Here is a 24,149-nt window from a genome sequence, read left to right as displayed (position 1 = left end):
GTGCCCCACCGCTCATCCCCCACTCAGCACCACCGCACCCCCGAAGGGCTGACCATGAGCACTACCGAGTCACGTGTGCCGGCCACCGAGCCGGGCTCCCCGACGGACCAGGCGACCAAGGAGACGCTGGAGGACTACACCCTCCGCTTCGCGCCCCGCAGTTACCGCCGCTGGACCCCCATGGTCGTGGCGACGACCGCGCTCGGCGGCATCGCCTACATGGCCGACTTCTCCATCGGCGCCGGCGTCGGCCTGGCCCACGGCACCGGCAACGCGCTCGTGGCGATCGCCGTCGCCGCGGCGGTCATCTTCGTCACCGGTTTCCCGCTGGCGTACTACGGCGCCCGCTACAACATCGATCTGGACCTCATCACCCGCGGCTCCGGATTCGGCTACTACGGCTCGGTCCTGACCAGCGTCATCTTCGCCAGCTTCACCTTCATCTTCTTCGCCCTCGAAGGTTCGATCATGGCGCAGGGCCTCAAGCTGGGCCTCGGACTGCCGCTCTGGCTGGGCTACTTGGTCTCCACACTGATGGTGATCCCGCTGGTGATCTACGGCATGAAGGCGCTGAGCAAGCTCCAGGTGTGGACGACGCCGATCTGGCTGCTGCTGATGGTGGGCCCGCTGGTGTACCTCGTCTCCACCGACCCCGGTACGGTCGACCGATTCCTCGCCTACACGGGCACCGACGGCGACGGCGGCGTCAACACCGCCTCCGTACTGCTCGGTGCCGGCGTCTGTCTCTCCCTCATCGCGCAGATCGGCGAGCAGATCGACTACCTGCGCTTCATGCCGCCCAAGACCGAGGCCGACAAGCGCGCCTGGTGGACGGCCGTGGTCATGGCCGGCCCCGGCTGGGTGGTGCTCGGCGCGCTGAAGCAGGCCATCGGCGTCTTCCTCGCCGTCTACATCCTCGCCGAGGTCGGCCCCGCGGCGGCGACCGAACCGATCCAGCAGTTCCGCGGAGCCTTCGACGCGATGATGCCGTCCTGGCTGATCGTGCCGCTGGCGGTGGTCCTCGTCGTGATCAGCCAGATCAAGATCAATGTGACGAACGCGTACTCCGGTTCGCTCGCGTGGACGAACTCCTTCACCCGCGTCACCAGGCGCTACCCCGGCCGCATGGTCTTCGTCCTGGTCAACCTCGGGTTCGCGCTCGCTCTGATGGAAGCCGACATGTTCAGCTTCCTCAACAGCATCCTGGGCTTCTACTCGAACTGCGCGATCGCCTGGGTCGTCACCGTCGCGACCGACATCGGCGTCAACAAGTACCTGCTGGAACTCTCCCCGCGCGCACCCGAGTTCCGCCGCGGGATGCTGTACGCCGTCAACCCGGTGGGGGTCGTCGCCTTCGTCGCCGCCTCCGGCCTTTCCATCGCCATGTATTTCCACGCCCTGGGAGACACGCTCCAGCCCTACTCCCCCGTCGCCGCCGCCGTCATCGCCTTCGTCCTCACTCCATTCATGGCGATCGTCACCAAGGGCAGGTACTACCTCCGCCGCACCGACGACGGCATCTCCGAGCCGCTGCTCGACGCGGAGGGCAACCCCAGCGCGACGACGTACGACTGCCACGTCTGCCACCAGCCCTACGAGCGACCCGATCTGGCCGCCTGTCACACGCACGACGCCATGGTCTGCTCCCTGTGCCTGAGTACCGACAAGGTCGGGGACCACGTGCTGCCGGCGGAGCCGTCGGCCGCCTGAATCCCCTGGCCGGGCGGCGAGCACGCGCGACGCCGCCCGGCCCCTGGGCCGGCGGGGTCGGGCACGGCGCTTGTGCCGTTTCCCCGGCCGACCCTGCCACGGTGAGCGTCGACCGACGACGGGCGGTCCTCGATGATGGACGACAGCAACTCACGGTCCCTTCAGAGGGGCCCCGCCTCCGGCCCCGGGGCCGGTCGCACCCCCGTCCAAGAGGCACCCGCGAGGAGCCGTCGATGTCTCACCCCGTGCCGCATCCGGACCGAGTCCCCGAACGACTCCGCGACCTGCTGTCGGATGCCGACTGGGCTGCCGCCGCACCCCCTCCCGGCGCCTGGCGGCCGCTGCCGGCCGCGGGTGACCGGGTGTTCTGGGAGGCGGCGCCGGCCGCCGCCCGCAAGGCGCTCGCCGTGCCCGTCGACACGGCGCTCGCCCGGCCCTGGACCGTCCTGCCCGCCACCGGCTTCCTCGCCTACCGGCGGACCGGGGACCGGCAGACCTTCGAACAGGTCTACTTCGCCCGCCGCACCCGCCTAGCCGCCGCCGCGGTGGCCGCCGCCCTGCACGGGCCGCGGCCCGACCTGCTCGACGAGGTGGTCGACGGAGTGTGGCTCCTGTGCGACGAGGCGGGCTGGTGCCTGCCCGCGCACGAGCAGAGCGGTGACGAACACGGCCCGCTGCCCGACCCCGGACGACCCACCCTCGACCTCTTCGCGGCAGAGACCGGTGGCCTGCTCGCCTGGCTGGACGTGCTCCTCGGCGACGCGCTCGACACGCACGCCCCGCTGATCGGGGAACGGCTCCGCCGTACCGTACGCGAACGGGTCGTCGCCCCCTTCCTCGACCGGGACGACTGGTGGTGGCTCGGGCTGCACGGCGAGTCCCTCAACAACTGGACCACCTGGATCGTCTCCCACGTCCTGCCCTGCGCCTACGTGTGCGCCACCGACACGGCGACGACGGCGGCGGTCACCGAGCGCGCGGTCGGCGTCCTGGACCGCTATCTGGACTGCTGCCCGCCCGACGGCGCCTGCGACGAGGGCATCGCCTACTGGCGGCGCTCCGCGGCCTCCCTCTTCGAGTCCCTGGAAACCCTCTCCGGCGCCTGCGCGCCCGCCCTCGGCGACACCGCCCGCGACGTGTTCTCCCTGCCGCTCGTCCGCGCCCTGGCCCGCTACCCGCTGGCCACGCACATCGCGGGTGACCGCTACGTCAACTTCGCCGACGGACCGGCCCGGCAGCCCGCCACCGACGCCGCACTCCTGCACCGCTACGGCCGCCGCACCGGCGACGCCGACCTGCAACGGCACGCGGCCGCCATGCGCGAGGGCGGCGACCTGCTCTGCTTCGACAGCAGCCCGGACATGTCGCTGCACCGGGTGCTCGCCGAGCTGGCCGACAGCCACTGGCATACGGCAGCAGCCGACGGTTTCCCGCTGCCCGCGCACACCGTGCTCCCCGGTGTCCAGGTCGTCACCGCCCGTCAGCGCGCCGGCAGCACCGACGGCTTCCACCTCGCCGCCAAGGGCGGCCACAACGGCGAACCGCACAACCACAACGACGTGGGCACCTTCATCGCCGCGCTGGACGGCACTGCGCTGCTGGTCGACGCGGGCGTGGAGACGTACTCCCGCGCCACGTTCGGCCCGGAGCGCTACAGCATCTGGACGATGCGCAGCTCCTGGCACAACGCCCCCGAGATCGACGGCGAGGAACAGCAGCCCGGACGTGAGCACGCCGCCCGTGACGTCGAGGTGTACGCCGACGAGCACACTGCCGGCCTCTCCCTGGACCTCGCCGCCACCTGGCACGAAGCGGTGCCCGTGCGCAGCTGGCGGCGCGCCGTCCGGCTCGACCGGCGTAGCGAGCAGATCACCGTCGACGACGCCTGGGACCTGGAGCGCCCGGCCCGCGAAATGGTCCTCAATCTGATGACCCCGCACACCGTGACCGAGGTGCCCGGCGGCCTCCTGATCGGCGACGGACCGGCCCGCGCACGGCTCGACTTCGGCGGTACGGCGTTCACGGTGGGGCTCGTCGAACGGCTGCTGGAGGACGCGCGCATGACCCTGTCGTGGGGGCCCGTGCTGCGCCGCATCCGCCTCACCCACCCATGTCCCGGCAGCGCCGGCTCCGTCCGGCTGACCCTGAGTCGGCACTCCGGTCGCCCCTTGGCCGACACTCCGGCTGATGGGCTGGGCGAGGTCTCACGCGTTCGAGGACGCTGCGGGCGCATCCAGTGAGGCAGAATTGGGAAAAAGTAGGTGAAAGGGGCCGCCGGCGAGCCCGACCGGCGAGTGACCGCACCGGCCGCCGCGCCGACGTTCGGGGCCCGCGTACCCCTCGACGAAGGGAGCGGACATGACCCACCCACTGACTCCCCCAGGTGAGACACCTCCTGCGGAGGGCTCGATCGCGGAGGCACATCAGGAACGACCGGACGGTGATGTCTGGGACCACCCGTACTTCTGGCTCGGCTTGATCGTCCTCGGATCCGTGATCGTCGCCGGCTATTTCGTGATGCGCATCCTCGATCTGTAGGTCCACATCGCAGGTCCACATCCGCAGATCTTCGGAGGTGGTGCTCACCGGCAGAGCGTCCTCCCGGCGCCGAACCGGTCGCCGCCGGTCGGTTCAGGCCCGTCACGGTCACGGTGACATGTGCCGGGGCGGGGTCGGCGAGGAGGAGCGGCTGGTCCGGCACGAGCCCGTCCGAACCCCGGGGCCGGTCCGGGCCGCCGCGCGCAGCGTCCGCGCGGCGGCCACTTCCGTGATCCACAAATCCTCGGACGCCTCGCACTGCCATCGACATGCTGTCGACGTACCAGGGCATGCGGAATCCGAGAATTCCGGGGAATCGGCGTCACGGACACCCTCCGGCACCGTCCGGCCGGGTCCATCTGAGTGAGAACGGATCACCAGCTTGCGGAGAGGGCCTGGTCATGACGACGCAGACGACACCGGGCGCCGCGCAGGTCGACGTCCCCAGAACGTGCGGCAGACCATCAGGACGCTCACGAGCGGCGTCACGGGCGCCGACCGGCCGACCGCCACACGTGGCGGTGGTTCGATCGCCGACCGGAACCCGGGTACAGGACCGACGGGACACCTACGACCGGAGCCGCCGATGACCACCGTCGCACCACGAGGCACCACCATCGTCTCGAACAGGGCGGGCCGCAGGATCGCCGACCGAGCCGCCACCGGGGCACTGCCCGCCCACCGCCTCCCGGCGGCCCGGGGCTCGGCCACGCTGCGCGGACGCCGGGCGGCGGTGGCGCGCCGCATCACCCTGCCGTACCCGGTCCCCTTCGCCCCCACGGGTCGGACGCCGGAGCGTCCCGGTACGGGCCGGACTCGCGTCCGCTTCAGCCACCGACCGCACCGGGTGCCACATGTCCGCTGAACCGCAGGCCGAGAACGGCGGCAGGACCCGTTCACTGACCCAGTCCCTCGGAAACCTCCGGGTACCCGCCTCGTGGTGGCCCGCCTTGCGGCGCACCCCGGTGTCGATGTGGCGCGACGACATCTCCGACTACGCCGCGGCTCTGACCTACTACGCCATCCTGGCCGTACTGCCCGCCCTGTTGGTCACGGTCATCGCGTTCGGTCTGATCAGTCCGGGCACGGCAGAGGACTTCATCGCCCATGTCACCGCCTACGCTCCGGCCCAGTCGGGAACCGAGCTCCACGACGTGCTGGCCAGGATGCTGCGGAACGACTCGACCACATGGACGCTGCTGTGCACCGGCACGTTGAGCGCCCTGTGGTCCGCCTCCAGTTACCTCGCGGTATGCCGCCGCGCCCTGCACCGCATGCACCGGGTGGCGGACCGGCGCTCGCCCTGGCGCAAGGCTCACCGCATCGTGGTGACCGCGCTCGCCCTGCTCGGCCTGCTCGTCGTCAGCGCCCTCGTCCTGCTGATGACCGGTCCTGTCGCCGAGCAGGCGGGCCGCTACCTTGGATTCGACGCCACGTTCGCCTGGGCGTGGGGCCTGCTGCGCTGGCCACTCCTGCTGTGCCTCGTCGCGCTCCTGGTCGTCGTCGTCTTCCACACCGGGCCGGCGCCTGCCCGCCGCCGGACGCGCAGCCTGCCCGGCGGCATCCTGGCCGCCGCGCTGTGGCTCACCGTGTCCGCCGGCTTCGCCCTGTACGCCTCCGTCCTGAGCGCCTACAGCAGGCTGTACGGCTCGCTCACGGGCGTCGTGGTCTTCCTCATCTGGCTGTGGCTGTCCAACCTCGCCCTGCTGGCCGGCGCCCAGTTCGCGGCCGAACTCGACGAGGCGTCAACCGAGCTCCGCACGTGACGTGATGACGGTGTGTCGTCCACCGCGCACCCATGTGTGTCTGTCCGCGCCCGGCCGGACCGCGGCGTGTGGACACCGCGCCGGTCGTTAGCCCATCCGCTCTCTCGCGGTGATTCCGCCCCCTGCCCGGGTCTCCGCTCCGGCGACCTGCATGAATGCGCGTGCGGGAACTGTCGCTACGCCTGCCCGGGTGACGACTCCACCGCTGCCTCCTGTTGCGGAGCTGACGGAGTGTCGGTTGCCTCGACGGTGGAGTGGAGCAGTACAGGGGCGCCGCGCAGACAGGCCGGCCACTGCTCCGTTGGAGGATTCCCTTGCGCATCAAACACGTTGGCGTCGGCATCGGCGTGGTCGTCGGCATCCTGGCCCTGCAGAGCCCGGCCGCCTTCGCGTCCGGTGACTCGGATCTCGACATCCGCTCGGGTGACGCCTCTCCGGGCTCCACGGTCACGGTCACCACCACGGCCTGCGGCCCGGACGTGGACTACGGCAAGGGCGAGTCGGAGGCAGGCGGGTCGTTCCACATGTTCGAGGGCGACCGCAAGGGCGAACTCAAGGGCGAGTTCCAGATCCCGGAAGGGCAGGACCTCGACACCGACACCGACACCGTCACCGTGAAGTGCCCGCCACGGACCAAGCTCACCGACACGTACGAGATCGCCGGCCGGGCCCCGGACGGCGCCGTCGAGGCCGGCTTCGGAGACGCCCAGGACACCGACACCCAATTCGCCGTGGGTGGCGCACTGCTCGCCGCGGCCGCCGCCGGAGGCCTCATGCGGATGCGTCGCCGCGCACACGGCGACCGATACTGACAGCCACGCCCCGCTCCACCGGCCTGGCACCTTTCGCGCGCCGGAGGCCGGACGACGAACACCACCCGGCCGCAGCCGAGCGGCTCAACCGCGAGGGAAGTCCGGCACATGGCAAGCGCGTCCCCCCGCAGGTTCGTCCCACCGGTCCCCCCTGTCAGGTATCTCGCCGTGGCCGTGGTGACGGGCAGCGCCCTGATGATCGGCGCGATGTTCGACAGCGAGCCACCGCGGCCCTCGGCCGGGCAGGCCTTCTCGACGCCCTCGGCGGGGATGCCCGGCCGTACTGCTCCGGCGACGCTCCTGCCCGTGCAGCCGCTGCCGCCCGCGAAGCCGGTCCGGCTGCGCATCCCCGCCATCGACGTGAACGCCCCCATGACGAAGCTGGGCCTCGACAAGGCGGGGGCACTCAAGCCCCCGCCCGCCGGGAACCCCAACCTGGTCGGCTGGTACGGCAGAGGCACGGCGCCGGGCTCGACAGGCACCGCGGTGACCGCGGGGCATGTCGACCTGCGCAATGGCAGCCCGGGCGTCTTCTACGATCTCGGCGCTCTGTCCAAGGGCGACACGATCGAGATCAGCCGGGCGGACCGGCGCACGGCGGTCTTCACCGTCGACGCCGTGGAGATCTACGAGAAGAAGAAGTTCCCCAGCAAGAAGGTCTACGGCAGATCAGGGGTACCCGAGCTGAGGGTGATCACCTGCGGCGGATACGCCAGGAGGAGCGGCTACCAGAGCAACGTCGTGGTCTACGCGACGCTGACCGCGGTGAAACAGCCGAACGGCCGCTTCATGGCAGGTTAGGCGGCCCGTTTCCCGGCAGGGCGGACGGCCGGGCACCGGGCATTTGGGTTCCTCTCCTCTCTCAGCCGACGAGAGCCGCGGTGATCTGGCGGATGGTCTGCGCGGCGACCCGGGGATCGACGGCGGCGTAGGACGTGTAGGCGTTCAGGCCGGTCGCCAGGGCCCAGCCGCGGCCCCGGGTCCAGGTCGCCTCGTCCACGCCGAGCGCGGTACGGAAGACCGCCCGGCTCGTGGCCGACATCAGAGTGAAGGCGATGGTCAGGTCGCAGGCCGGGTCGCCCCTGCCGAGCCCGCCGAAGTCGATGACCGCGCCGAGGCGGCCGTCGACGGTCAGCAGATTGCCCGTGTGGAAGTCGCCGTGGAACCAGACGGGAGGCCGATCCCACCCTGGGGCGCCGAGCGCCGCGTCCCACAGCGCCGTCATGGCGTCGGTCTCGAAGACACCGCCGACCCGCGCGACGGCGGCCCGCGTCGCGCGGTCCCGGTCGGCCAGGGACCCGCCGGTGAGGTCGTGACCGCCGTGTCCCGCCGGGATGTCCCTGGGCGCGAACCGCTGAAGGGCGGTCAGGAACCCGGCCAGTTCCACGGCGGCCTCGTGCGAATCGGCCAGTGCGTCGACGGTCGCCACTTCGCCGTCGAGCCAGCGGGACACCGCCCACGGCCACGGGTATCCGAAGGCCGGCCGGCCCACGGCCACCGGTTCCGGGACGGCCAGCGGGAGGTGCGGGGCGAGCCGGGGCAGCCACGTCGACTCCTTCAGGGCCTGCCCGATGGCTCCGGCGTGACGCGGCAGCCGGACGGACAGGTCCTCACCCATCCGATAGATCACATGGTCCGAACCGGCCGGGTCCAGCAGTGTCAGAGGCAGTTCGGCCCACTGCGGGAACTGGGCGTCCACCAGGCGTCCGACCAGCGAGGCATCGATCCGGGGACGGAACTCCGCGATTCCGGGACCGGACTCCGCGATTCCGGGACCGGACTCCGCGATTCCGGGACCGGACTCCGCGGTTCTTCCGTCGGTCGCCAAGCGCGGCTCCTGCCGTCGGCCCACCTGGCGCGGCGGGCGGTCGAGCCCATCCCAGCGCGCCGCATCCTCGCCTGTCGACCGAATTCCTCGGCACCCACGGCCACTCGGGCGGCGCGTCGGGGCAGACGCGGGCGCCGGGCACCTCATGACGGCCGGCGCGGTCGCGTCCTTCACCCCGCGGGGTCGGCACGAACTCGTACGAGTCGGTCGGCCTCGCCCCGGCGAAGCCGACCGACCGTATCGCCTCAGCCCCGCCGCGCGGTCAGGCCGCCGCCGTGCCGGGTATGCGCTCGCGCACCATCCCGTACAGGACGACCGACACGGCCATCACGCCCGCCGCCGTGAAGACGCCCGGGGCCCAACTGCCCGTCGCGTCACGCAGGACACCGCTGACGACCGGGCTCGCCACCGCACCGATCTCGGCCACCAGGTTGAACAGGCCGAAGAGCGAACCGCGGTGTTCCTCGGCGGCCAGGTCGCCCAGGATGCTGTGGACGATCGGCTGGAGCGCGTTGAAGAAGAGCCCGGAGCAGAACAGGATCGCGCCGAGCAGCAGCAAGGACGGCTCGCCGTCACCGAGCAGGCTCACCCCGAACGCGACCGCGAGGACGGTGTGCACCGCCGCGCAGATCACGGCGAGCGGCTTGCGGCCCTTGCCCGCACGGACACGCCGGTCGGCGATCCAGCCGCCCACGGGGAATCCGAGGATGCCCGCGCCGGCGTTGAACGCCGCGGTCAGCGCCGCCGCGCCCAGGCTGCTGTGCGCACTCTCCGCGACGATCTGCACCGACCAGAAGGAGAAGAACCACAGGTTCCACATCACCGCGACGAAGGAGAGGCAGATCAGCCACACGTCGCGGCCCAGGAGCTGAGCCGAGCGCCCGGTGCGCACGATGCCCCGGATCACCAGCGTCACCATGGCCAGGAACAGAACCCCTGAACCCACCGCGGTGAGCCAGTCCGGCCAGCCGAACTCGTCCGCGAGCAGGAACAGCGCAACGATCGCCACGGCCGCGGGCACCGAGTAGGCGACCAGGCGCAGTGCGGGCGGGCCCAGGCGGAGCGGTCGGTCGCCGCGCGCCCGGAAGTACGCCCAGGTCGCGGCGGCGACCAGGAGCGAGACGACGCCGAAGACGAACAGCGGCATGCGCCAGGCGCCGCCGCCCATCCCCCAGTCCCCGCCCCAGTCGATGAGGTGCGGGGTGGCGACGATGCCCACGGTCAGACCGATCGACAGGCCCGACAGGACGACGCCGAGACCGATCGTGCGGCGTGCCCGCGGCGTGTGAGCGATGACGAGAACGCGGTCGTTGGAGTAGAAGACGCCCTCGCCGAGACCGGTGAGCACCCGGGCCACGACGAACCCGATCAGTCCGCCGGTGACCCCGGAGACGAGGGTCAGCAGGCCCGCCCAGAGCAGGGAGACGACGAGCATCTCGCGATGGCCGTAGCGGTCGCCGAGGCGGCCTCCCGCGTACTGCGTGAGCATGTATCCGGTGAAGAACATCGAGCCGATGAGACCGCCGAGCGTCGCCGGGTTGGCGGCGTCGCCGATGAAACCGGCCTTGTTCTCGATCATCCACGAGATGACCGGTCCGGTGACCGTGCGGTCCGCGTAGCTGATCAGCCAGCCGGCGAGCAGGAAGCCCCACAGATGGGTGTGGTGACCGGTGAACACCGGACGGTCCCCGCCGCGTGGGGCGGACGCGTCGGTGGAGCGGGTGGGTGCGGCAAACTCCGTCATGCGTCTCCCTTGACGCCGAACCGAACGAGTGGAAAGCGCTTGCTAAGATCGCAGCAGCGCCCTCGGAGGTCAACCGTTGACTTCTTCGCAGATCGGCGCTTTCATGCAGGTCACCTCCGGTCGGCGAGCGTCCGTGGCACCGGCGGGACTCCTTGCCATGGTGTACCGCGCAGGTCCTGGGAGACCGTTCCTCCCAGCTGATAGTCAGCCGGTCGTGGACTCCGCACGGGGCTGGGCGCATGCTGGGCACACCGAAATCCGACGAACAGCGGCCCGGGGCAGGAGACCGCCTGACCCTCGCCTCCAAGGGAAACACCGACCGGCTCCTCAAAGGCCGTTCCGCCCCCGCTCCTGAGGCACGTGACCGCGGCCTGCCGTCGAGCACACTGCCGGCGGCGCCCCGTCGGTCCAGTGTCCCAAGCGCGCACGGCCCGGAGGCATCTGATGAAGCGCAGGAACCCGGGAACGAGTCCGCTCACCGTGACCGTCCTCGCCTTCCCCGGAGTGCGGTTGCTCGATGTGACCGGCCCCATCGAAGTGTTCACGACGGCCAACGAGTTCGGGGCGCGCTATCGGGTGCGGATCGTCTCCGAGGACGGCGCTGAGGTGATCACCTCAGCGGGAACACGCCTCGGCGCCGACCTCTCCGTCACCGAGGTGAGTGAGCCGTCCGATGTCCTGGTGATCCCGGGCGGCGCGAACTGGGAAACGCTGATCAAGGACGACGCCCTCTTGGATGTCATCCGGCGACTGAACGAGAAGAGCCGCTGTACGGCATCGGTGTGCACGGGATCGTTCCTGCTCGCCGCGGCCGGACTTCTGAACGGCCGTCGCGCGGCGACCCATTGGCGCCATTCACAGCAACTGGCTTCTCGATTCCCGTCGGTGCGGGTCCGACCGGACGCCATCTTCGTGCGGGACGGACAGATGTTGACGTCGGCGGGTGTCAGCGCCGGTATCGACCTGTCCTTGTCGCTCGTCGAAGAGCACTACGGTGCGGAGGTCGCCCGTTCGGTCGCCAAGGACATGGTCGTCTTCATGCAACGCCCGGGCGGCCAGTCGCAGTTCAGTGTGCACTCCCAGGTGTCGCACGTGCACCATGAGATGCTCCGCGGACTGCTGGACGCCGTCGCCACGAATCCCGGAGCCAACCACACGGTGGCAGCCATGGCCCGCAGGGCGGGCATCAGCATCCGGCACGTGACGCGGCTCTTCCACGAAGAGGTGGGAACCACTCCGGCCCGGTACGTGGAGCAAGTCCGCCTGGAGGCCGCCCAGATGCTGCTGGAGACGGGCGACGACCCGTTGCCGGTGGTGGCGCGACGCACCGGTTTCGGATCGCCCGAGTCGCTCCGCAGGGCCTTCGTGCGGCATCTGGGTGTGACGCCCGGTGCGTTCCGGGCCACCTTCCGGACGACCGGTGCGGGTGCGAAGGGTCCGGTTGCCACGACGTCGTCGTGAGCGCGGCGCGACCGGGCGGCGCTCACGACGTCGTCGTGAGCGCGGCCCGCCCCCGGGGCAGTCGGCGCGGTCAGCGGAAGGCCGACACCACGAGATCCTTCTGTTCTTCGACGTGCCGCCCCGCGGATCCCACGGCGGGGGCTGCCGCCGGCGGTCGGCTGACGCAGTCGACGGGACGGCCCGTCGACCGCTGCACACGGGGCCACACGAAGGTCCACGCCCCTTGGTTCTCCGGCTCCTCCTGCACCCATCGCACCTCGGCCTGGGCGGGGAAGCGCGCGAGTTCCACGGCGAGTTCCTCCTCCGGGAACGGGTAGAGACGCTCCAGGCGCACGATCGCGGTGTCCCGCCGGCCGGACTCGCGCCGGTGTGCGTCCAGGTCGTGGAAGACCTTGCCCGAGCACACCAGCACCCGCCGGATCCCGGCGGGGTCCGACGTCCGGTCCGGCAGGACGGGGCGGAACGCGCCCCTGGTGAGTTCCGTCAGCCTGGAGGTGGCCGCCTTCGACCGCAGCATCGACTTCGGGGTGAAGACGATCAGTGGCCTTCTGCCCTCGTCGAGAGCCTGTTGCCTGAGCAGGTGGAAGTAGTTGCCGGGCAGGGAGGGCATGGCGACGGTCATGTTGTCCTGCGCGCACAGCTGGAGGAACCGCTCGATCCTGGCGGAGGAGTGGTCGGGTCCTTGCCCTTCCAAGCCGTGCGGGAGCAACAGTGTGACCCCGGAGCGCTGCCCCCACTTCTGTTCGGATGCGGAGATGTACTCGTCGATGACCGCCTGGGCCCCGTTGGCGAAGTCGCCGAACTGGGCCTCCCACAGCACCAGCGCCTCGGGTCTCGCCAGTGCGTACCCGTACTCGAAGGCCAGCGCCGCCAGTTCGGACAGCATCGAGTCGTAGGGCGCGAAGTCGGCGGCCCGCGCGCCGAGTTGGTTCAGGGGGCTGTACTCCGTCCCGGTGCGCCGGTCGGTGAGCACGGCGTGCCGTTGACCGAACGTGCCGCGGCGGGAATCCTGCCCGGCCAGCCGCACCGGAATCCCGTCCAGCAGCAGGGAACCGACCGCCAGCGATTCGGCGGCGGCCCAGTCGATCGCGTCCGCCTCCAGCATCGCGGCGCGCTTGTGGAGCTGTGGAAGGACGCGCGGATGCACGCTGAAGTCTCCCGGCAGAGCTGTCTGGGAGGTGATGACGTGCCGGGCGGTCGCTTCGGTGATCGCGGTCGCCTGGGCAGCCGGGGAGGCGGTCACGCCCCGGGGGTCCGCGGCATCCACAGGCTTCCGTGGGCGCGGCACCAACTGTGCCCGCGCCTCGGCGAAGGCCCGGTCGAGCTGCCCGCGGAAGTCCCGCAACGCGCCTTCCACCTGCCGCTCCCCGATGTCTCCTCGGCGGAGCAACTCCTCGGCGTACAACGCGCGCACCGAAGGCCTGGCGTCGATGCGGTCGTACATCGCGGGTTGCGTGATGGACGGGTCGTCGACCTCGCTGTGGCCATGACGCCGGTAGCACAGCAGGTCGACGACGACGTCCTTGTGGAACGCCTGACGAAAGTCGAAGGCGAGGCGTGCGACCCGGAGCACGGCCTCGGGGTCGTCTCCGTTGACGTGGAAGACCGGGGCCCCGACCGACCGTGCCACGTCGGTGGCATAGGTGCCCGAACGCCCCGCGACGGGCGAGGTCGTGAAGCCGATCTGATTGTTGATGACGATGTGGACCGTTCCGCCGGTGCGGTAGCCGGGGAGCTGTGACATGTTCAGCGTCTCGGACACCACGCCCTGTCCGGCGAACGCGGCGTCGCCGTGGACGACGATCGGCAGTACGGGGAAGGATTCGCGCCCGTCCGCGGCCCGGTCCTGCTTGGCCCGCACCACTCCCTGGGCCACAGGCCCCACGATCTCCAGGTGCGAGGGGTTCGCCAGGAGGGAGACGGCGATCGTGCCGCCGTCCAGGGCACGGTAGGTCCCTTCCGCGCCGAGGTGGTACTTCACATCGCCGGAACCCGCGGCCGAGCGGATGCCCGCGGCATCCTCGAACTCACGGAAGATCTCCGCGTACGGCTTGCCGACGATGTTGGCCAGGACATTGAGCCGGCCCCGGTGGGCCATTCCGATGACCGCCTCCCTCACTCCGTTCCTGATGGAGCGGTGCAGCAGGGCGTCGAGCAGCACGACGGCCGACTCGCCGCCCTCCAGCGAATACCGTTTCTGCCCCACGTACTTGGTCTGCAGGAACGTCTCGAAGGACTCGGCCGCGCCCAGTCGGTAGAGGATGTGCAGTTGTTCGGCGACGTCCGGCCGGGGCTGGGGCGATTCGAGCCGCTGCTGGACCCAGTGGCGCTCCTGGGAGCTCTGGATGTGCATGTACTCGGTGCCGACGGTTCGGCAGTAGGAATCCTGCAGAAGCCTCAGCACCTCGCGAAGAGTCATGGTGTCTTCTCCGGCGAATCCGTCGACCACGAACTCTTCCGGCAGGTCTTCGCCCCGGAGCCCGAAGGCCGCGATGTCGAGCTCCGGATGAGCGACCGCCCGCCCCGCCGTGAGCGGGTTCGTGTCGGCCGCCAGGTGTCCACGGGCCCGATGGGCAGCGATGAGCGCGGCGACGCGGACGGCTTTGGCCGCCGTGCTGCCGGCGCTGTCCTGCGCGTTCGTCGCGCCCTCGCGCGGCTCCCGGCGGGCCGCCGGGAGCGGAGAGGAGAAGAAGTCCCTCCAAGTCCTGTCGACCGATCCGGGATCGCGCAGGTACTGCTCGTACTGTTCGTCCACGATCCATTCGTTGATACCGAATTCCGGTCCGTGCAGCACTGGCTCACCAGCGCATGGTTGCGATGCCACGGTGTGGATCGCCTTCTTTCCTCTTCGAGAACGAGCTGGGGCGTTCACGGCCGGAGTCCCGGTGGTCACTCGGTGTGCACGGGGGCTTCGCTTCCGCCGCTCATCTGCCGCGGACTCGAGCCGTCCGGTTCGTGTCGCGTCTCCGACGCTAAGGCTTCACAGGGGCCGGGAGAGATGCCCGGGAATGCCATGAAAGCTCCACTTCAGGACATGGCGGCCACAGGACGGTTTCCGGGTGGAAGGCTGCTGCCCGGCGCTTTCCCGCACCACCGGTGGATGGACCGCCCACACCTTCGACGTCACCCGCGAACAGACAGGACCAGGCATGACAGCGAACGACCGTCTCGACCTCTTCCGTCCAGAACTGGTCGTCATTCCGTGCGGCAGCCGGAAGCTGGGGCGGCGCGCACGGGCCGCGGACATGTACGTCGGCTCCTACCACCGTGCGTGCCGCAGGACCGCTGACGCCCTGCGGCCCGACCGCCTCCTGATCCTCTCGGCACGCCACGGCCTGCTCGACCTCGACGACGTGATCGAGCCGTACGACACACCCCATGGGTCCGCGGACGCCGTCACCGCCCAGGTCCTCCTGGAGCAGGCGACTCTGCGCGCCGTCGTGCTCGTCGACCCTGTCGTGGCCCTCGGCGGCGCGCGCCATGTCGATCTCGTCCGCACCGTATGGCCACACGCCCGCACCCCGCTGGCCGGCACACGTGGCATGGGTGAGCAGATGGCCCGACTCGCGGCACTTCGCAAGGGGCACGATCACTGTCTGACGTGAGCCCGTCCGCGCACCGCTCGGGGCGATGCCTACGGTGTGCCGGGGAGCCGGGCCGTGACGAGGAGACCGCCGTCGGGGCGGGGTGTGAGGTCGAGGGTCCCGCTGTGGGCGCGGACGACGCTGCGCACGATGGCCAGGCCCAGGCCGACGCCGGCGTGCTCGTCGGTGCGTGCGCGTTCCGTTCCGCGCTGGAAGGGCTCGGTGAGGGTCGGTACGAGTTCCGGTGGGAGCCGCGTGCCCGTGTTCTCGACCCGCAGCACGCTCGTGTCGCCGTCCGCCTCGGTGTGGACCGTCACGGTGCCGCCGGAGGGGAGGTTGTGGACGATGGCGTTCTGGACGAGGTTCGTCACCATCCGCAGCAGGAGTTCCGCGGAGCCGCCGGCCCGGGCCGCCCCGCCGGTGACGTCGAGCGTGATCCGGCGCTGTTCGGCGAGAGGAAGCAGCGTTTCGGCGGCTTCTTCGGCGAGGAGGGAGAGGTCGACGCTCACGCGGGTGAAGTGTCCGCGATCGCCGCGGCTGAGCAGCAGGAGTGCCTCGGTGAGGTCGATCGCCCGGGTATTGACGGCGTGCAGTCGTTCGATGAGTTCGCCCCGGTCCCGCGTGGGGTCCTTGCGGGCGACGTCGAGGAGCGTCCGCGCGATCGCGAGCGGGGTGCGCAGTTCGTGGGAGGCGTTCGCGGCGAACCTCCGCTGCTCGGCCACGTGCGACTCGAGTTGTTCGAGCATCGTGTCGAACGCGTCGGAGAGTTCCCGGAATTCGTCCTGGCGGCCCTTCATGCGGATCCGGTGGGCCAGCGACCCGCCCCCGGCCGTCCGTGCCGCATCCGTGATCTGTGTGAGCGGTTTGAGCATCCGGCCGGCCAGGACCCACCCGCCGACGAGGCCGAACACGAGCAGGAAGGCCATCGCCAGGGCCGCGGCGGGGGCGAAGGTGCGGACAAGGAGGTAGCGGTTGGGCGAGATCCCGAGAAGGCCCTTGGGGTTGTCGGGTACGTAGCGCAGCAGGAACACCCACACCACGGCCAGCAGCAGAGCGCCGGCGACGGCGAGGAACCCGGCGTAGCTGAGGGTGAGTTTCAGTCGGACGCTGAGCCCTGGGCGTCTAGGCATGCGTGCTGCCCGGGCGGGCGCCGTCGGGGCGGGTGTCGATGCGGTAGCCGACACCCGGCACCGTGGCGATGATCCATGGTTCGCCGAGCCGCTTGCGCAGTGCGGAGACGGTGATGCGTACGGCGTTGGTGAGCGGGTCGGCGTTCTCGTCCCAGGCGCGTTCCAGCAGCTCTTCGGCACTGACGACCCCGCCCTCTGCGGCGACGAGGACTTCCAGCACGGCGAACTGTTTGCGGGTGAGCGCGATGTAGCGTCCGTCGCGGAAGACCTCCCGGCGGAAGGGGTCGAGCCGGAGGCCCGCGATCTCGCGGACCGGGGGCCGGGCGTGCGCGCGTCTGCGGTCGAGTGCCCGTAGCCGCATGACGAGCTCTCGGAGGTCGAACGGTTTGGTGAGGTAGTCGTCGGCGCCGAGTTGGAACCCGGAAGCCTTGTCGTCGATCCGGTCGGCGGCGGTGAGCATGAGGATCGGGATGCCGCTGCCGGAGGCGACGATGCGCCGGGCGACCTCGTCGCCGGAGGGGCCGGGGATGTCACGGTCGAGGACCGCGAGGTCGTAGGAGTTGACGCCGAGCAGTTCCAGGGCGGAGTCGCCGTCGCCGGCGATGTCGGCGGCGATCGCCTCCAGCCGCAGACCGTCACGGACGGCTTCGGCCAGGTAGGGCTCGTCCTCCACGATCAGTACGCGCATGTCCGAAGACTAGGCAGCACCGCATATCGCCGACGTATGCGAGGGTCGTGTGCACACCGGACACGCCGCTCAGCGTGCCGGCGCCGGCACGGGACGAGGCCGGTCCGCGGGCGCTTTGGTCGTGGTGCGCCACCAGCGGCGCGAGGCCAGCGCGGCCAGCAGGGCACCGGCGGCGTTGACCAGTACGTCGTCCACGGAGGACACCCGGTCGAGGCGCAGGACGTACTGAGCGGTTTCGACCAGGACCGAGCAGCCCGCCCCGAGCGCCAGGAGCCGCGGCACGGACGCGAGCGCCGCGAACCGCATCGGGGTGAAGAACCCCAACGCAGCGAAGATCAGCAGGTTGCCGGCGATCCCGAGCGGCCCCATCGTGATCAGGTCCCGCAGCGGGACCAGGCTCACCCGGGCGGGGGCGGTGCCGGCCGCGCCGCCCGGCATCATCGTCAGCCATACGAGCGGCACCGTCCCGTGGATCATGCCCACCTCGGCCAAGGACGCGCGCCACGCCCACTCCGATGCGACGCCGCGGGCACGCCGACGACGCGCCAGAGCCCACACCACCAGCGCCGCCGGCGGCAACGCCACCAGCGTCATGAGCACCACACCGTTGAACGTGTCGAAGCAGCCGTGCCACCGCCCGGCCCCGCACATCGGAGCGGACATCATGAGCGGCCGCCGCACGACGAACACGGCGCTCGCCGAGCCCAGGAGCGCCAGACTCAGGAGCACGATCCTGCGCGTGCGGCGGGGCGGTGCCGGTGGGGATGCGTCATTGTTCACGCCCCCATTGGAGACGGAGGGCCGTTGCGGTGGCGTATGAGATTTTCGATACGTCCGCGACATACGCAACCCACGGCATCGACGAACTGGCCCAAGCCGGCGGTGGATCGGTCCCGCGCTAGGCGGGCCGGCGGCCCATGTGCGTGACGGCGTGACGGAGGGAGCGGACCACGACGACTCCCCAGGCGGCGACGAGCAGCGCATAGAGCGCGACGGCCGGCGAGACGAACAGCTGCGAACCCGTGCGCCCCGCGAGGGTACTGGTGGCCGTCACACAGGCGCCGAGCGGAAAGATGAACGACCACCAAGTGGGCGCGAAGGGCAGCCCGCCCCGGATCGTGCGTGCGGTCAGCCCTGTGGCGAGTGCCAGCCACAGCATGGCGAAGCCCCACACGGCCACTCCGCCCAGCAGGGCGAAGACCCCGGCGCCGCGCGCGTAGGGCGCGTGCAGCGCGCTGGGAGCCACCGCGGCCAGCGCGCCGAGCGCCGTCACCGACTGGCCCAGCGCGCCCAGGCCGATCCACACCGTGGGCACCACCGCTCCCGTGGGCACCTCGTGGTGCACCAGGCGGCCGTAGATCATGGCCAGCACCAGCAGCGCCGCGACGAAGCCGAGCCCGAGCATCGCGTAACAGCCCAACAGCAGGGCGAGGCGCGGCTGTCCGGCCGGTGCGTGGGGAACGAGCAGCGCGCCGGTCGCGGCGGAGACCATCGGTGGCACCACCGGCATCAGCCAGCCGCCGAACGCCGCGTCGGGCGCGAAGCGGTGCCGGGTGATCATCAGGTAGGGCACGGTGCAGGCTGTGACAAGACCGAGCACGGTACCGAGCGACCACAACACCCAGTCCACGGCCAGTGCCGCGCCGGCCCCGATCAGCGGAGGGCCCAGCAGCAGCGTCCCTGCACCCACGGTGAGGAGCGCCATCGGCGGTGCACCGAAGAACTGGGCCGTCACGGGATCGGCGGCATGCACCCGCAGCGCCCGCTGACCGAGGTAGCGCAGGGTCAGCAGGATCAGCAGCAGCGCGGCGCCCAGCCAGACCACCGTGGCCGCGGTCCGCAGGCCGTGGAAGCCCCGCGGGAGGGTGACCGCCGCGTTGGCGACGATGCCGGTGCCCATCACCGCCGCGAACCAACTGGGGCCGAATGCCGGACGCGTCGTTCTGTTCACCGTCGGCGGCGAAAGGCGGGCGGACGAGGAGGAATTCATGATCCGGACCCTATGGTCGGGTCGGGGCCGCCCTGTCGATCATGTCCTGATGTGAGGGACCCGGAGCACATATCGAGCGACTGCCGCGGCCACGTCGGGCCTTCGCGCCGCCCGGTCGAGTCGGCGAGCGACATCGCTCGCGTGTCCGGCGGGGTGCGCGCGCACGATGTCGAGCGACCGCGGAAGGGACTCCGGCCGGTCACCACCCGAGCTGCCGGACGACGGCTTCAGCACCCGCCTCGGCGCAGACCGCACCGGACCGGACCGGCCGGGCAGTCGCCGAAGCGGGCACTGCGGACCTCAGGCTCCGGCGCTCCGACCGTCGTGCCTGAAGGAAGCGATCAGGGAGGCGACCAGCGCGGTGACCACGAGGCTCCCCACCATGACCATGCCGACGCCGACCATGAACAGGCCGCTGGAGTCGTCCGACCAGTCGACGTAGGCGGCAACGGTCAGACCGATCGTCGTGCCGAGCACCGCGGCCGCGACATGGCCCCGGGACGCGGCCCAGTAGACCGGTGCCAGCAGGGTCAGCACCAGTCCGATCACCTGCCACGCCTCGTACGGGCCGGTCGTGCTCCCGTCGGGTCCCACGTCCCGGTGCTGGTCCCAGCCCAGCCATGCGGCCCACAGGGCCAGCGTCACCCCGGCCGACACGACGACGGGTATCAGGTGGTTGAGGGGTTTCATCAGTCCTTCGCGCATGACCCCAGCCTTCCGGCCCACCCCTGCACCGACCAGAGCGCTGGTACTCAGCTCCATCCGAGTACGTGCGCCATGGTTCCTCCCTCCGATGGTAGGCACCGCGTCCCTGAAGCCGGGTGGATCCTGCTCTGTCGGACGCCCTTCTGTGGCGCCGTCGACCGGAGTCACGCAGCGTGAGAGGGGGTGGGCCGACGATTCGTGGTGTCAGGGGGACGTGAGAGGTGGAACGCATGAGCGGGGAAGTCTCGGGGCCGCGGATCGTGGTCGGCGTGGACGGATCACCGTCGTCGCACGCGGCGCTGCGCTGGGCGGTGCGCTATGCCGGTCTCGTCGGCGGGGCCGTGGACGCGGTCGCCGCGTGGGAGCTCTCGGGGATGTACAACTGGTCGGCACCGGTCGTCGACACGGACTTCGACGAGGCGGAGGCCCGTGAGCAACTCACCGGGGAGCTGCGGGACGCCCTCGGCGCGGACGCGGCCGCCTCGGTCCGGGCGCTGCTGGTCCGCGGCAACGCGGCCGACGTACTGCTGCGCGCCGCCGAAGGGGCAGAGATGCTGGTGGTCGGCAGCCGGGGCCGGGGCGGGTTCACGCGTGCCCTGCTGGGATCGGTGAGCCAGCACGTCGCGCAGCACGCCACATGCCCGGTCGTCATCGTGCGTCCGGAGAGTTCGTGAGGCAGGGATCGCCCGGTCGTCCTGCACAGGCTGCCGCCCGTCCGGTCACGGAGTGCGTCGCCTGTCCGGTCACGGAGTGCGTCGCCTGCACGGTCACAGGCTGCGTCGACGGGACGAGGCGAACAGCCACGTCGCCGCCAGCAGCAGGGTGACGGCCCACACCGCGGCGAACGCCACGGTGACCAGCGTCTGGGATGTCGCGATGCCCGTGATCATGAGGGACAGCGACAGGAGGCAGAGCAGGCCCAGACTGCGGCCCGAGCCGATCCCCCGCAGCGCGTGCCTCCGGCCGACGGCGAGTCGGCGCATCCCCAGGTCGATCGCCTCGTCCTGCCGCAGCAGCCGTTCCAGCCGTGCGAGTACGCGACGCTCATGTTCCGACAACGATGACTTCTCCATGAACCCCGTGCACCTCTCAGTGGGCCGGCGGTCCGATCGCCGATCCCGCAGGGTCCGAGTCCCCCGTTTCGTCGGCCCCATGCGATGAGCGCGCCCGCGACCGGGCGCCGGCCGGGATCGTGGCCGGCTGGCGGCTGTGAGCGGTGGCCCCGGGACCCCGCGCGCGTGCTTCGGGGCCTGCCGGGTGGAGGACTCGGCGCGCGACGGGTCGTGGGTGAGGGCGAGCGATCCCCTGCCGCTGCTGACGTCGACGACGACCGGGTCCGAGGACCGGCGCAGCAGCGGGAGGAAGGCGGTGGTCGTCCGGGATCACGCCGAAGACGTTGACGTCGAAGACGCCCACGCGTCCGCGCCGGTCGATTCGCCGGGATCGCCGTGCGGACCGTGGACGCCGGCGTTGTTGATCAGGACGTCGACCACGCCTTCGTGCGCGGCGGCGACCGACGCGTCGTCGGTGCCGTGCGGCCGCCGAGCGATCCGGCCGCATGCAAGGTTCAACTCCGGCGCCGGACAAGGCAGTCGGAGGGGCGCCGGGTCACGGCGTCAGCTCGTGTCGGACACGCGGCAGCTCATGTGAGTCAGGCGGCGCGGCGGCGAAATCCCGGACGGACTCCGCCACTTCGACCACCTCGGAGGGGCCGCCGTCAGCGGTCGACGATGTCCTCGCGGCCCTCGGCGAACTCCCACCAGGCCAGCGGAAGCCAGTCGCCGCCGACGAAGGCGTCGACGGACGAGCCGCGGCCGGTGATGGCCACGGGCGTCCCCGGCGGGTATGTGGTGCCCGACAGGCCGGGCACGGTGACGAGCAGGGTCCCGAATCGCTGAGTCACTTCTCTCGTCCTCCCATTCGGCCCGAGGTTCGGCGCGAGGTTGAAATCGGCACTTCCTTCCTCTCGAAGATAGCTGGCTTGTCTCATCCTCCCTATAGGGGGAGCATGAGAGTTGGGTCACGCGAGGCGAACGGCCGCGAGAGTTTCTACGGCCCGTTCGCACAGAGCTACGTTCGGTTGACGGCCGTTTGCCTCCAGCAGCGAGCACGCATCGTTTATTGGAGGTGTCGGCATGAAGGCTGTCGTCTACAAGGGACCGTTCGAAGTAGCGGTGGAAGAGGTCGAGAAGCCTCGGATCCAGCACCCGAACGAGGTCATCGTACGAGTGACATCCACCGCGATATGCGGCTCTGACCTGCACATGTACGAGGGTCGCACCGCCGCCGAACCGGGCATCGTCTTCGGTCACGAGAACATGGGAATCGTCGAGGAGCTCGGCGACGGCGTCACGTCCCTGAAGAAGGGCGACCGTGTGGTCATGCCTTTCAATGTGGCCTGCGGTTTCTGCAAGAACTGTGTGGCCGATTACACCGGATTCTGCCTCACCGTGAATCCGGGCTTCGCCGGTGGCGCGTACGGATATGTGGCCATGGGGCCGTGGCCCGGAGGTCAGGCGGAATACGTGCGCGTACCGTACGCCGACTTCAACTGCCTGAAGCTGCCGGAAGGCACCGAGAATGAAAAAGATTTCATTCTCCTCGCGGACATCTTCCCGACCGGCTACCACGGCAACGAGCTCGCCCAGGTCTCTCCGGGCGAGAGCGTCGTGGTGTACGGCGGCGGGCCCGTCGGTCTCATGGCCGCCTACTCGGCCATGCTGCGGGGCGCGTCGAAGGTGTTCGTCGTCGACCGTGTCCTCGAAAGGCTCCAGAAGGCCGAGGAGATCGGCGCGATCCCGATCAACTTCGCCGAGGGCAACCCGGTGGAGCAGATCAAGGAGCACACCAACGGTGAAGGCACGGACAAGGGCATCGATGCGGTCGGTTATCAGGCCATGGCGAGGCCCGAGGGCGCGGACGAGACCCGCGAGGAGCCCGCGGCCGTCCTGAACTCGATCATCGAGACCGTCCGGCCGACCGGAGCGCTCGGCATACCCGGGCTCTACGTGCCGTCCGACCCGGGCGCGCCGGACGAGCAGTCCAAGCGCGGCCGCCTCATGGTCGCGGTCGGCAAGCTCTTCGAGAAGGGGCTGCGTCTGGGCACCGGGCAGTGCAACGTGAAGCGCTACAACCGGCAGCTGCGCGACCTCATCATCTCGGGGCGCGCGCGGCCGAGCTTCGTCGTCTCGCACGAGATGCCGCTGGACCAGGCACCCACGGCGTACGACAAGTTCGACAAGCGCATAGAGGGCTACACCAAGGTGATTCTGCACCCGGGGCAGTAGCTCTTGGGTGACGGCCGCCCGCCGGCACCGGGTCGGACCCGGTGCCGGCGGGCGTCGGCTGTGCGACGTGCGTCGGTGTGGGGCGCCGACCCGGCCGAGAGCAAGCCGCCCGTCACTTCCGGGGCTCGGGCACCGCCCACTGAACCGGATCGCGGCCCTCGGGGCCGTAGATGATCAGGTCGGGCCGGGTTCCCTTCGCCACGCTGAACGTGATCTTGCCGCGGAGACATGTACCGGGTCTCACGAGGTCGCCGTCGACCGGGTATTCCGGCTCGGGCACTCCCGCTCCGCTGATCAAGGGCGCGGCGACGCGGGTGCCGTCGGGGAAACCGAGCTGCCACGGCTGCTGGGCGACCAGGACGTTCGTGCTGTCCTCGTCGGCGCAGACCTTGACGTCGAGCACGGCCCACACGGGGTGCGGAAAGTGGGAGACCTCGTCGCCGAGGTGAACACCCTCGGCGGGCTGGGTGTAGCCGACGACGGTGGTGGTGCCGCTGATGCGGCTGCCGTCGAGATCGGTGTCGGACCAGTGGTGGCCCGACCCGAGTTTCAGGGCGGAGCCCTTGGCGGTGGCGGACGCCGCGGGCGTGCCACCGGCCCTTGCGGCCGTCGTCGGCTGCTGCTCGTCATCGCTTGCGGTGCCGGTACAGGCGGTGGTCGTCGCTGCGATGAGCAAGGTGGCGCAGGCGGCTCTGCGGATGTTCACGATCCCCCCAGGACATGTGTACTGAGAGGCATCATGCGACGACCGGATCTTGGAGGGGGCCGGTGTGCCCGTTTTGTGATGTGCCAGAGGCGGAGAACTCCGCGCCGGGGTACGCAGTGATCCAGGTGGAGCACCGCGAGCCGGGGCGCCGTGGTCCGCATCCGGTGACGGGACGACGACCCCTCACGGGTCGGGTCGGG

At 70.6% G+C, this 24,149-nt stretch carries 22 protein-coding genes and 1 pseudogene; 11 read left to right on the top strand and 12 right to left on the bottom strand.

The genetic code is table 11. The annotated features are described in order from the left end of the window. The first annotated feature begins 54 nt into the window (after positions 1-54). The 7 genes from ABEB03_RS25030 to ABEB03_RS25000 all read left to right on the top strand — a co-directional run bounded on the left by ABEB03_RS25030 (position 55) and on the right by ABEB03_RS25000 (position 7,627). Entirely contained in the window at positions 55-1,710 is a 1,656-nt protein-coding gene (locus tag ABEB03_RS25030) for an allantoin permease (RefSeq protein ID WP_345653629.1), read from the top strand. Between the two features lie 233 nt (positions 1,711-1,943). Continuing rightward, a complete protein-coding gene (locus tag ABEB03_RS25025) occupies positions 1,944-3,950 on the top strand; it encodes a heparinase II/III domain-containing protein (RefSeq protein ID WP_345653626.1) in 2,007 nt (668 codons plus the stop codon). Positions 3,951-4,068: 118 nt separating this feature from the next. Then, positions 4,069-4,248 carry a DUF6480 family protein gene (locus ABEB03_RS25020; RefSeq protein ID WP_345653623.1) on the top strand — a complete coding sequence of 60 codons (180 nt, stop codon included), beginning with the start codon at positions 4,069-4,071 and terminating at the stop codon, positions 4,246-4,248. Between the two features lie 586 nt (positions 4,249-4,834). After that, the gene (locus ABEB03_RS25015; protein ID WP_345653620.1) at positions 4,835-5,113 is read left to right on the top strand and encodes a hypothetical protein; all 279 of its coding nucleotides are present in this window, start codon (positions 4,835-4,837) and stop codon (positions 5,111-5,113) included. Next, positions 5,103-6,014 carry a YihY/virulence factor BrkB family protein gene (locus tag ABEB03_RS25010; RefSeq protein WP_345653617.1) on the top strand — a complete coding sequence of 304 codons (912 nt, stop codon included), beginning with the start codon at positions 5,103-5,105 and terminating at the stop codon, positions 6,012-6,014. The genes ABEB03_RS25015 and ABEB03_RS25010 overlap by 11 nt, the downstream gene beginning before the upstream one ends. A gap of 314 nt (positions 6,015-6,328) precedes the next feature. Further along, a complete protein-coding gene (locus ABEB03_RS25005; protein ID WP_345653614.1) occupies positions 6,329-6,826 on the top strand; it encodes a sortase in 498 nt (165 codons plus the stop codon). A gap of 195 nt (positions 6,827-7,021) precedes the next feature. Continuing rightward, positions 7,022-7,627, top strand: coding sequence for a class F sortase (locus ABEB03_RS25000; RefSeq protein WP_425589301.1), 606 nt, complete (start codon positions 7,022-7,024; stop codon positions 7,625-7,627). 61 nt (positions 7,628-7,688) lie between these two features. On the opposite strand, the gene ABEB03_RS24995 is transcribed toward ABEB03_RS25000, so the two are convergent. Next, on the bottom strand, positions 7,689-8,573 hold the full coding sequence (locus tag ABEB03_RS24995) for an aminoglycoside phosphotransferase family protein (protein ID WP_345654748.1): 885 nt from the start codon (positions 8,571-8,573) through the stop codon (positions 7,689-7,691). Positions 8,574-8,916: 343 nt separating this feature from the next. Next, entirely contained in the window at positions 8,917-10,398 is a 1,482-nt protein-coding gene (locus ABEB03_RS24990) for an MFS transporter (protein WP_345653609.1), read from the bottom strand. Positions 10,399-10,842: 444 nt separating this feature from the next. Here ABEB03_RS24990 and ABEB03_RS24985 point away from each other — a divergent pair, with 444 nt between their 5' ends. Then, complete coding sequence (locus ABEB03_RS24985; protein WP_345653606.1) at positions 10,843-11,859, top strand: GlxA family transcriptional regulator; 1,017 nt, start codon at positions 10,843-10,845, stop codon at positions 11,857-11,859. A gap of 70 nt (positions 11,860-11,929) precedes the next feature. Here ABEB03_RS24985 and ABEB03_RS24980 read toward each other — a convergent pair whose 3' ends face one another. Further along, positions 11,930-14,653 (bottom strand): multifunctional oxoglutarate decarboxylase/oxoglutarate dehydrogenase thiamine pyrophosphate-binding subunit/dihydrolipoyllysine-residue succinyltransferase subunit, encoded by a 2,724-nt coding sequence (locus tag ABEB03_RS24980; RefSeq protein ID WP_345653603.1) that lies wholly within the window; start codon positions 14,651-14,653, stop codon positions 11,930-11,932. 355 nt (positions 14,654-15,008) lie between these two features. Between ABEB03_RS24980 and ABEB03_RS24975 the strand changes: the two genes are divergently transcribed. Further along, positions 15,009-15,464: a DUF6884 domain-containing protein gene (locus tag ABEB03_RS24975; protein ID WP_345653600.1), complete on the top strand. Its 456-nt coding sequence runs from the start codon at positions 15,009-15,011 to the stop codon at positions 15,462-15,464. A gap of 29 nt (positions 15,465-15,493) precedes the next feature. On the opposite strand, the gene ABEB03_RS24970 is transcribed toward ABEB03_RS24975, so the two are convergent. The 5 genes from ABEB03_RS24970 to ABEB03_RS24950 form a co-directional block, all read right to left on the bottom strand. Then, on the bottom strand, positions 15,494-16,573 hold the full coding sequence (locus ABEB03_RS24970; RefSeq protein ID WP_345653597.1) for a sensor histidine kinase: 1,080 nt from the start codon (positions 16,571-16,573) through the stop codon (positions 15,494-15,496). Then, on the bottom strand, positions 16,566-17,261 hold the full coding sequence (locus tag ABEB03_RS24965; protein WP_345653594.1) for a response regulator transcription factor: 696 nt from the start codon (positions 17,259-17,261) through the stop codon (positions 16,566-16,568). The genes ABEB03_RS24970 and ABEB03_RS24965 overlap by 8 nt, the downstream gene beginning before the upstream one ends. A gap of 69 nt (positions 17,262-17,330) precedes the next feature. Beyond that, the gene (locus ABEB03_RS24960) at positions 17,331-18,041 is read right to left on the bottom strand and encodes a VanZ family protein (protein WP_345653592.1); all 711 of its coding nucleotides are present in this window, start codon (positions 18,039-18,041) and stop codon (positions 17,331-17,333) included. Positions 18,042-18,159: 118 nt separating this feature from the next. Next, a complete protein-coding gene (locus ABEB03_RS24955) occupies positions 18,160-19,251 on the bottom strand; it encodes a TDT family transporter (RefSeq protein ID WP_345653589.1) in 1,092 nt (363 codons plus the stop codon). A 300-nt stretch (positions 19,252-19,551) separates the two neighbouring features. Next, positions 19,552-19,956 (bottom strand): hypothetical protein, encoded by a 405-nt coding sequence (locus ABEB03_RS24950; RefSeq protein WP_345653586.1) that lies wholly within the window; start codon positions 19,954-19,956, stop codon positions 19,552-19,554. Between the two features lie 230 nt (positions 19,957-20,186). Between ABEB03_RS24950 and ABEB03_RS24945 the strand changes: the two genes are divergently transcribed. After that, positions 20,187-20,630 carry a universal stress protein gene (locus tag ABEB03_RS24945; RefSeq protein ID WP_345653583.1) on the top strand — a complete coding sequence of 148 codons (444 nt, stop codon included), beginning with the start codon at positions 20,187-20,189 and terminating at the stop codon, positions 20,628-20,630. Positions 20,631-20,723: 93 nt separating this feature from the next. On the opposite strand, the gene ABEB03_RS24940 is transcribed toward ABEB03_RS24945, so the two are convergent. The 3 genes and pseudogenes from ABEB03_RS24940 to ABEB03_RS24935 all read right to left on the bottom strand — a co-directional run bounded on the left by ABEB03_RS24940 (position 20,724) and on the right by ABEB03_RS24935 (position 21,859). Further along, a complete protein-coding gene (locus ABEB03_RS24940) occupies positions 20,724-21,014 on the bottom strand; it encodes a DUF3040 domain-containing protein (protein WP_345653580.1) in 291 nt (96 codons plus the stop codon). Positions 21,015-21,218: 204 nt separating this feature from the next. Continuing rightward, a pseudogene (locus tag ABEB03_RS45385) lies at positions 21,219-21,485 on the bottom strand (SDR family NAD(P)-dependent oxidoreductase); the annotation flags it as partial. A 188-nt stretch (positions 21,486-21,673) separates the two neighbouring features. After that, positions 21,674-21,859 carry a hypothetical protein gene (locus ABEB03_RS24935; protein WP_028799905.1) on the bottom strand — a complete coding sequence of 62 codons (186 nt, stop codon included), beginning with the start codon at positions 21,857-21,859 and terminating at the stop codon, positions 21,674-21,676. A 232-nt stretch (positions 21,860-22,091) separates the two neighbouring features. Here ABEB03_RS24935 and ABEB03_RS24930 point away from each other — a divergent pair, with 232 nt between their 5' ends. Beyond that, positions 22,092-23,243 (top strand): glutathione-independent formaldehyde dehydrogenase, encoded by a 1,152-nt coding sequence (locus tag ABEB03_RS24930; protein WP_345653576.1) that lies wholly within the window; start codon positions 22,092-22,094, stop codon positions 23,241-23,243. Positions 23,244-23,355: 112 nt separating this feature from the next. Here ABEB03_RS24930 and ABEB03_RS24925 read toward each other — a convergent pair whose 3' ends face one another. Next, positions 23,356-23,949, bottom strand: coding sequence for a hypothetical protein (locus tag ABEB03_RS24925; RefSeq protein ID WP_345653574.1), 594 nt, complete (start codon positions 23,947-23,949; stop codon positions 23,356-23,358). Between the last annotated feature and the right edge of the window lie 200 nt (positions 23,950-24,149).

Source organism: Streptomyces siamensis, from assembly GCF_039543605.1.
GTDB lineage: Bacteria > Actinomycetota > Actinomycetes > Streptomycetales > Streptomycetaceae > Streptomyces > Streptomyces siamensis.
The sequence above is the reverse complement of the archived record's forward strand: the minus strand, read 5'-3'. Positions and strand labels throughout refer to the sequence as shown.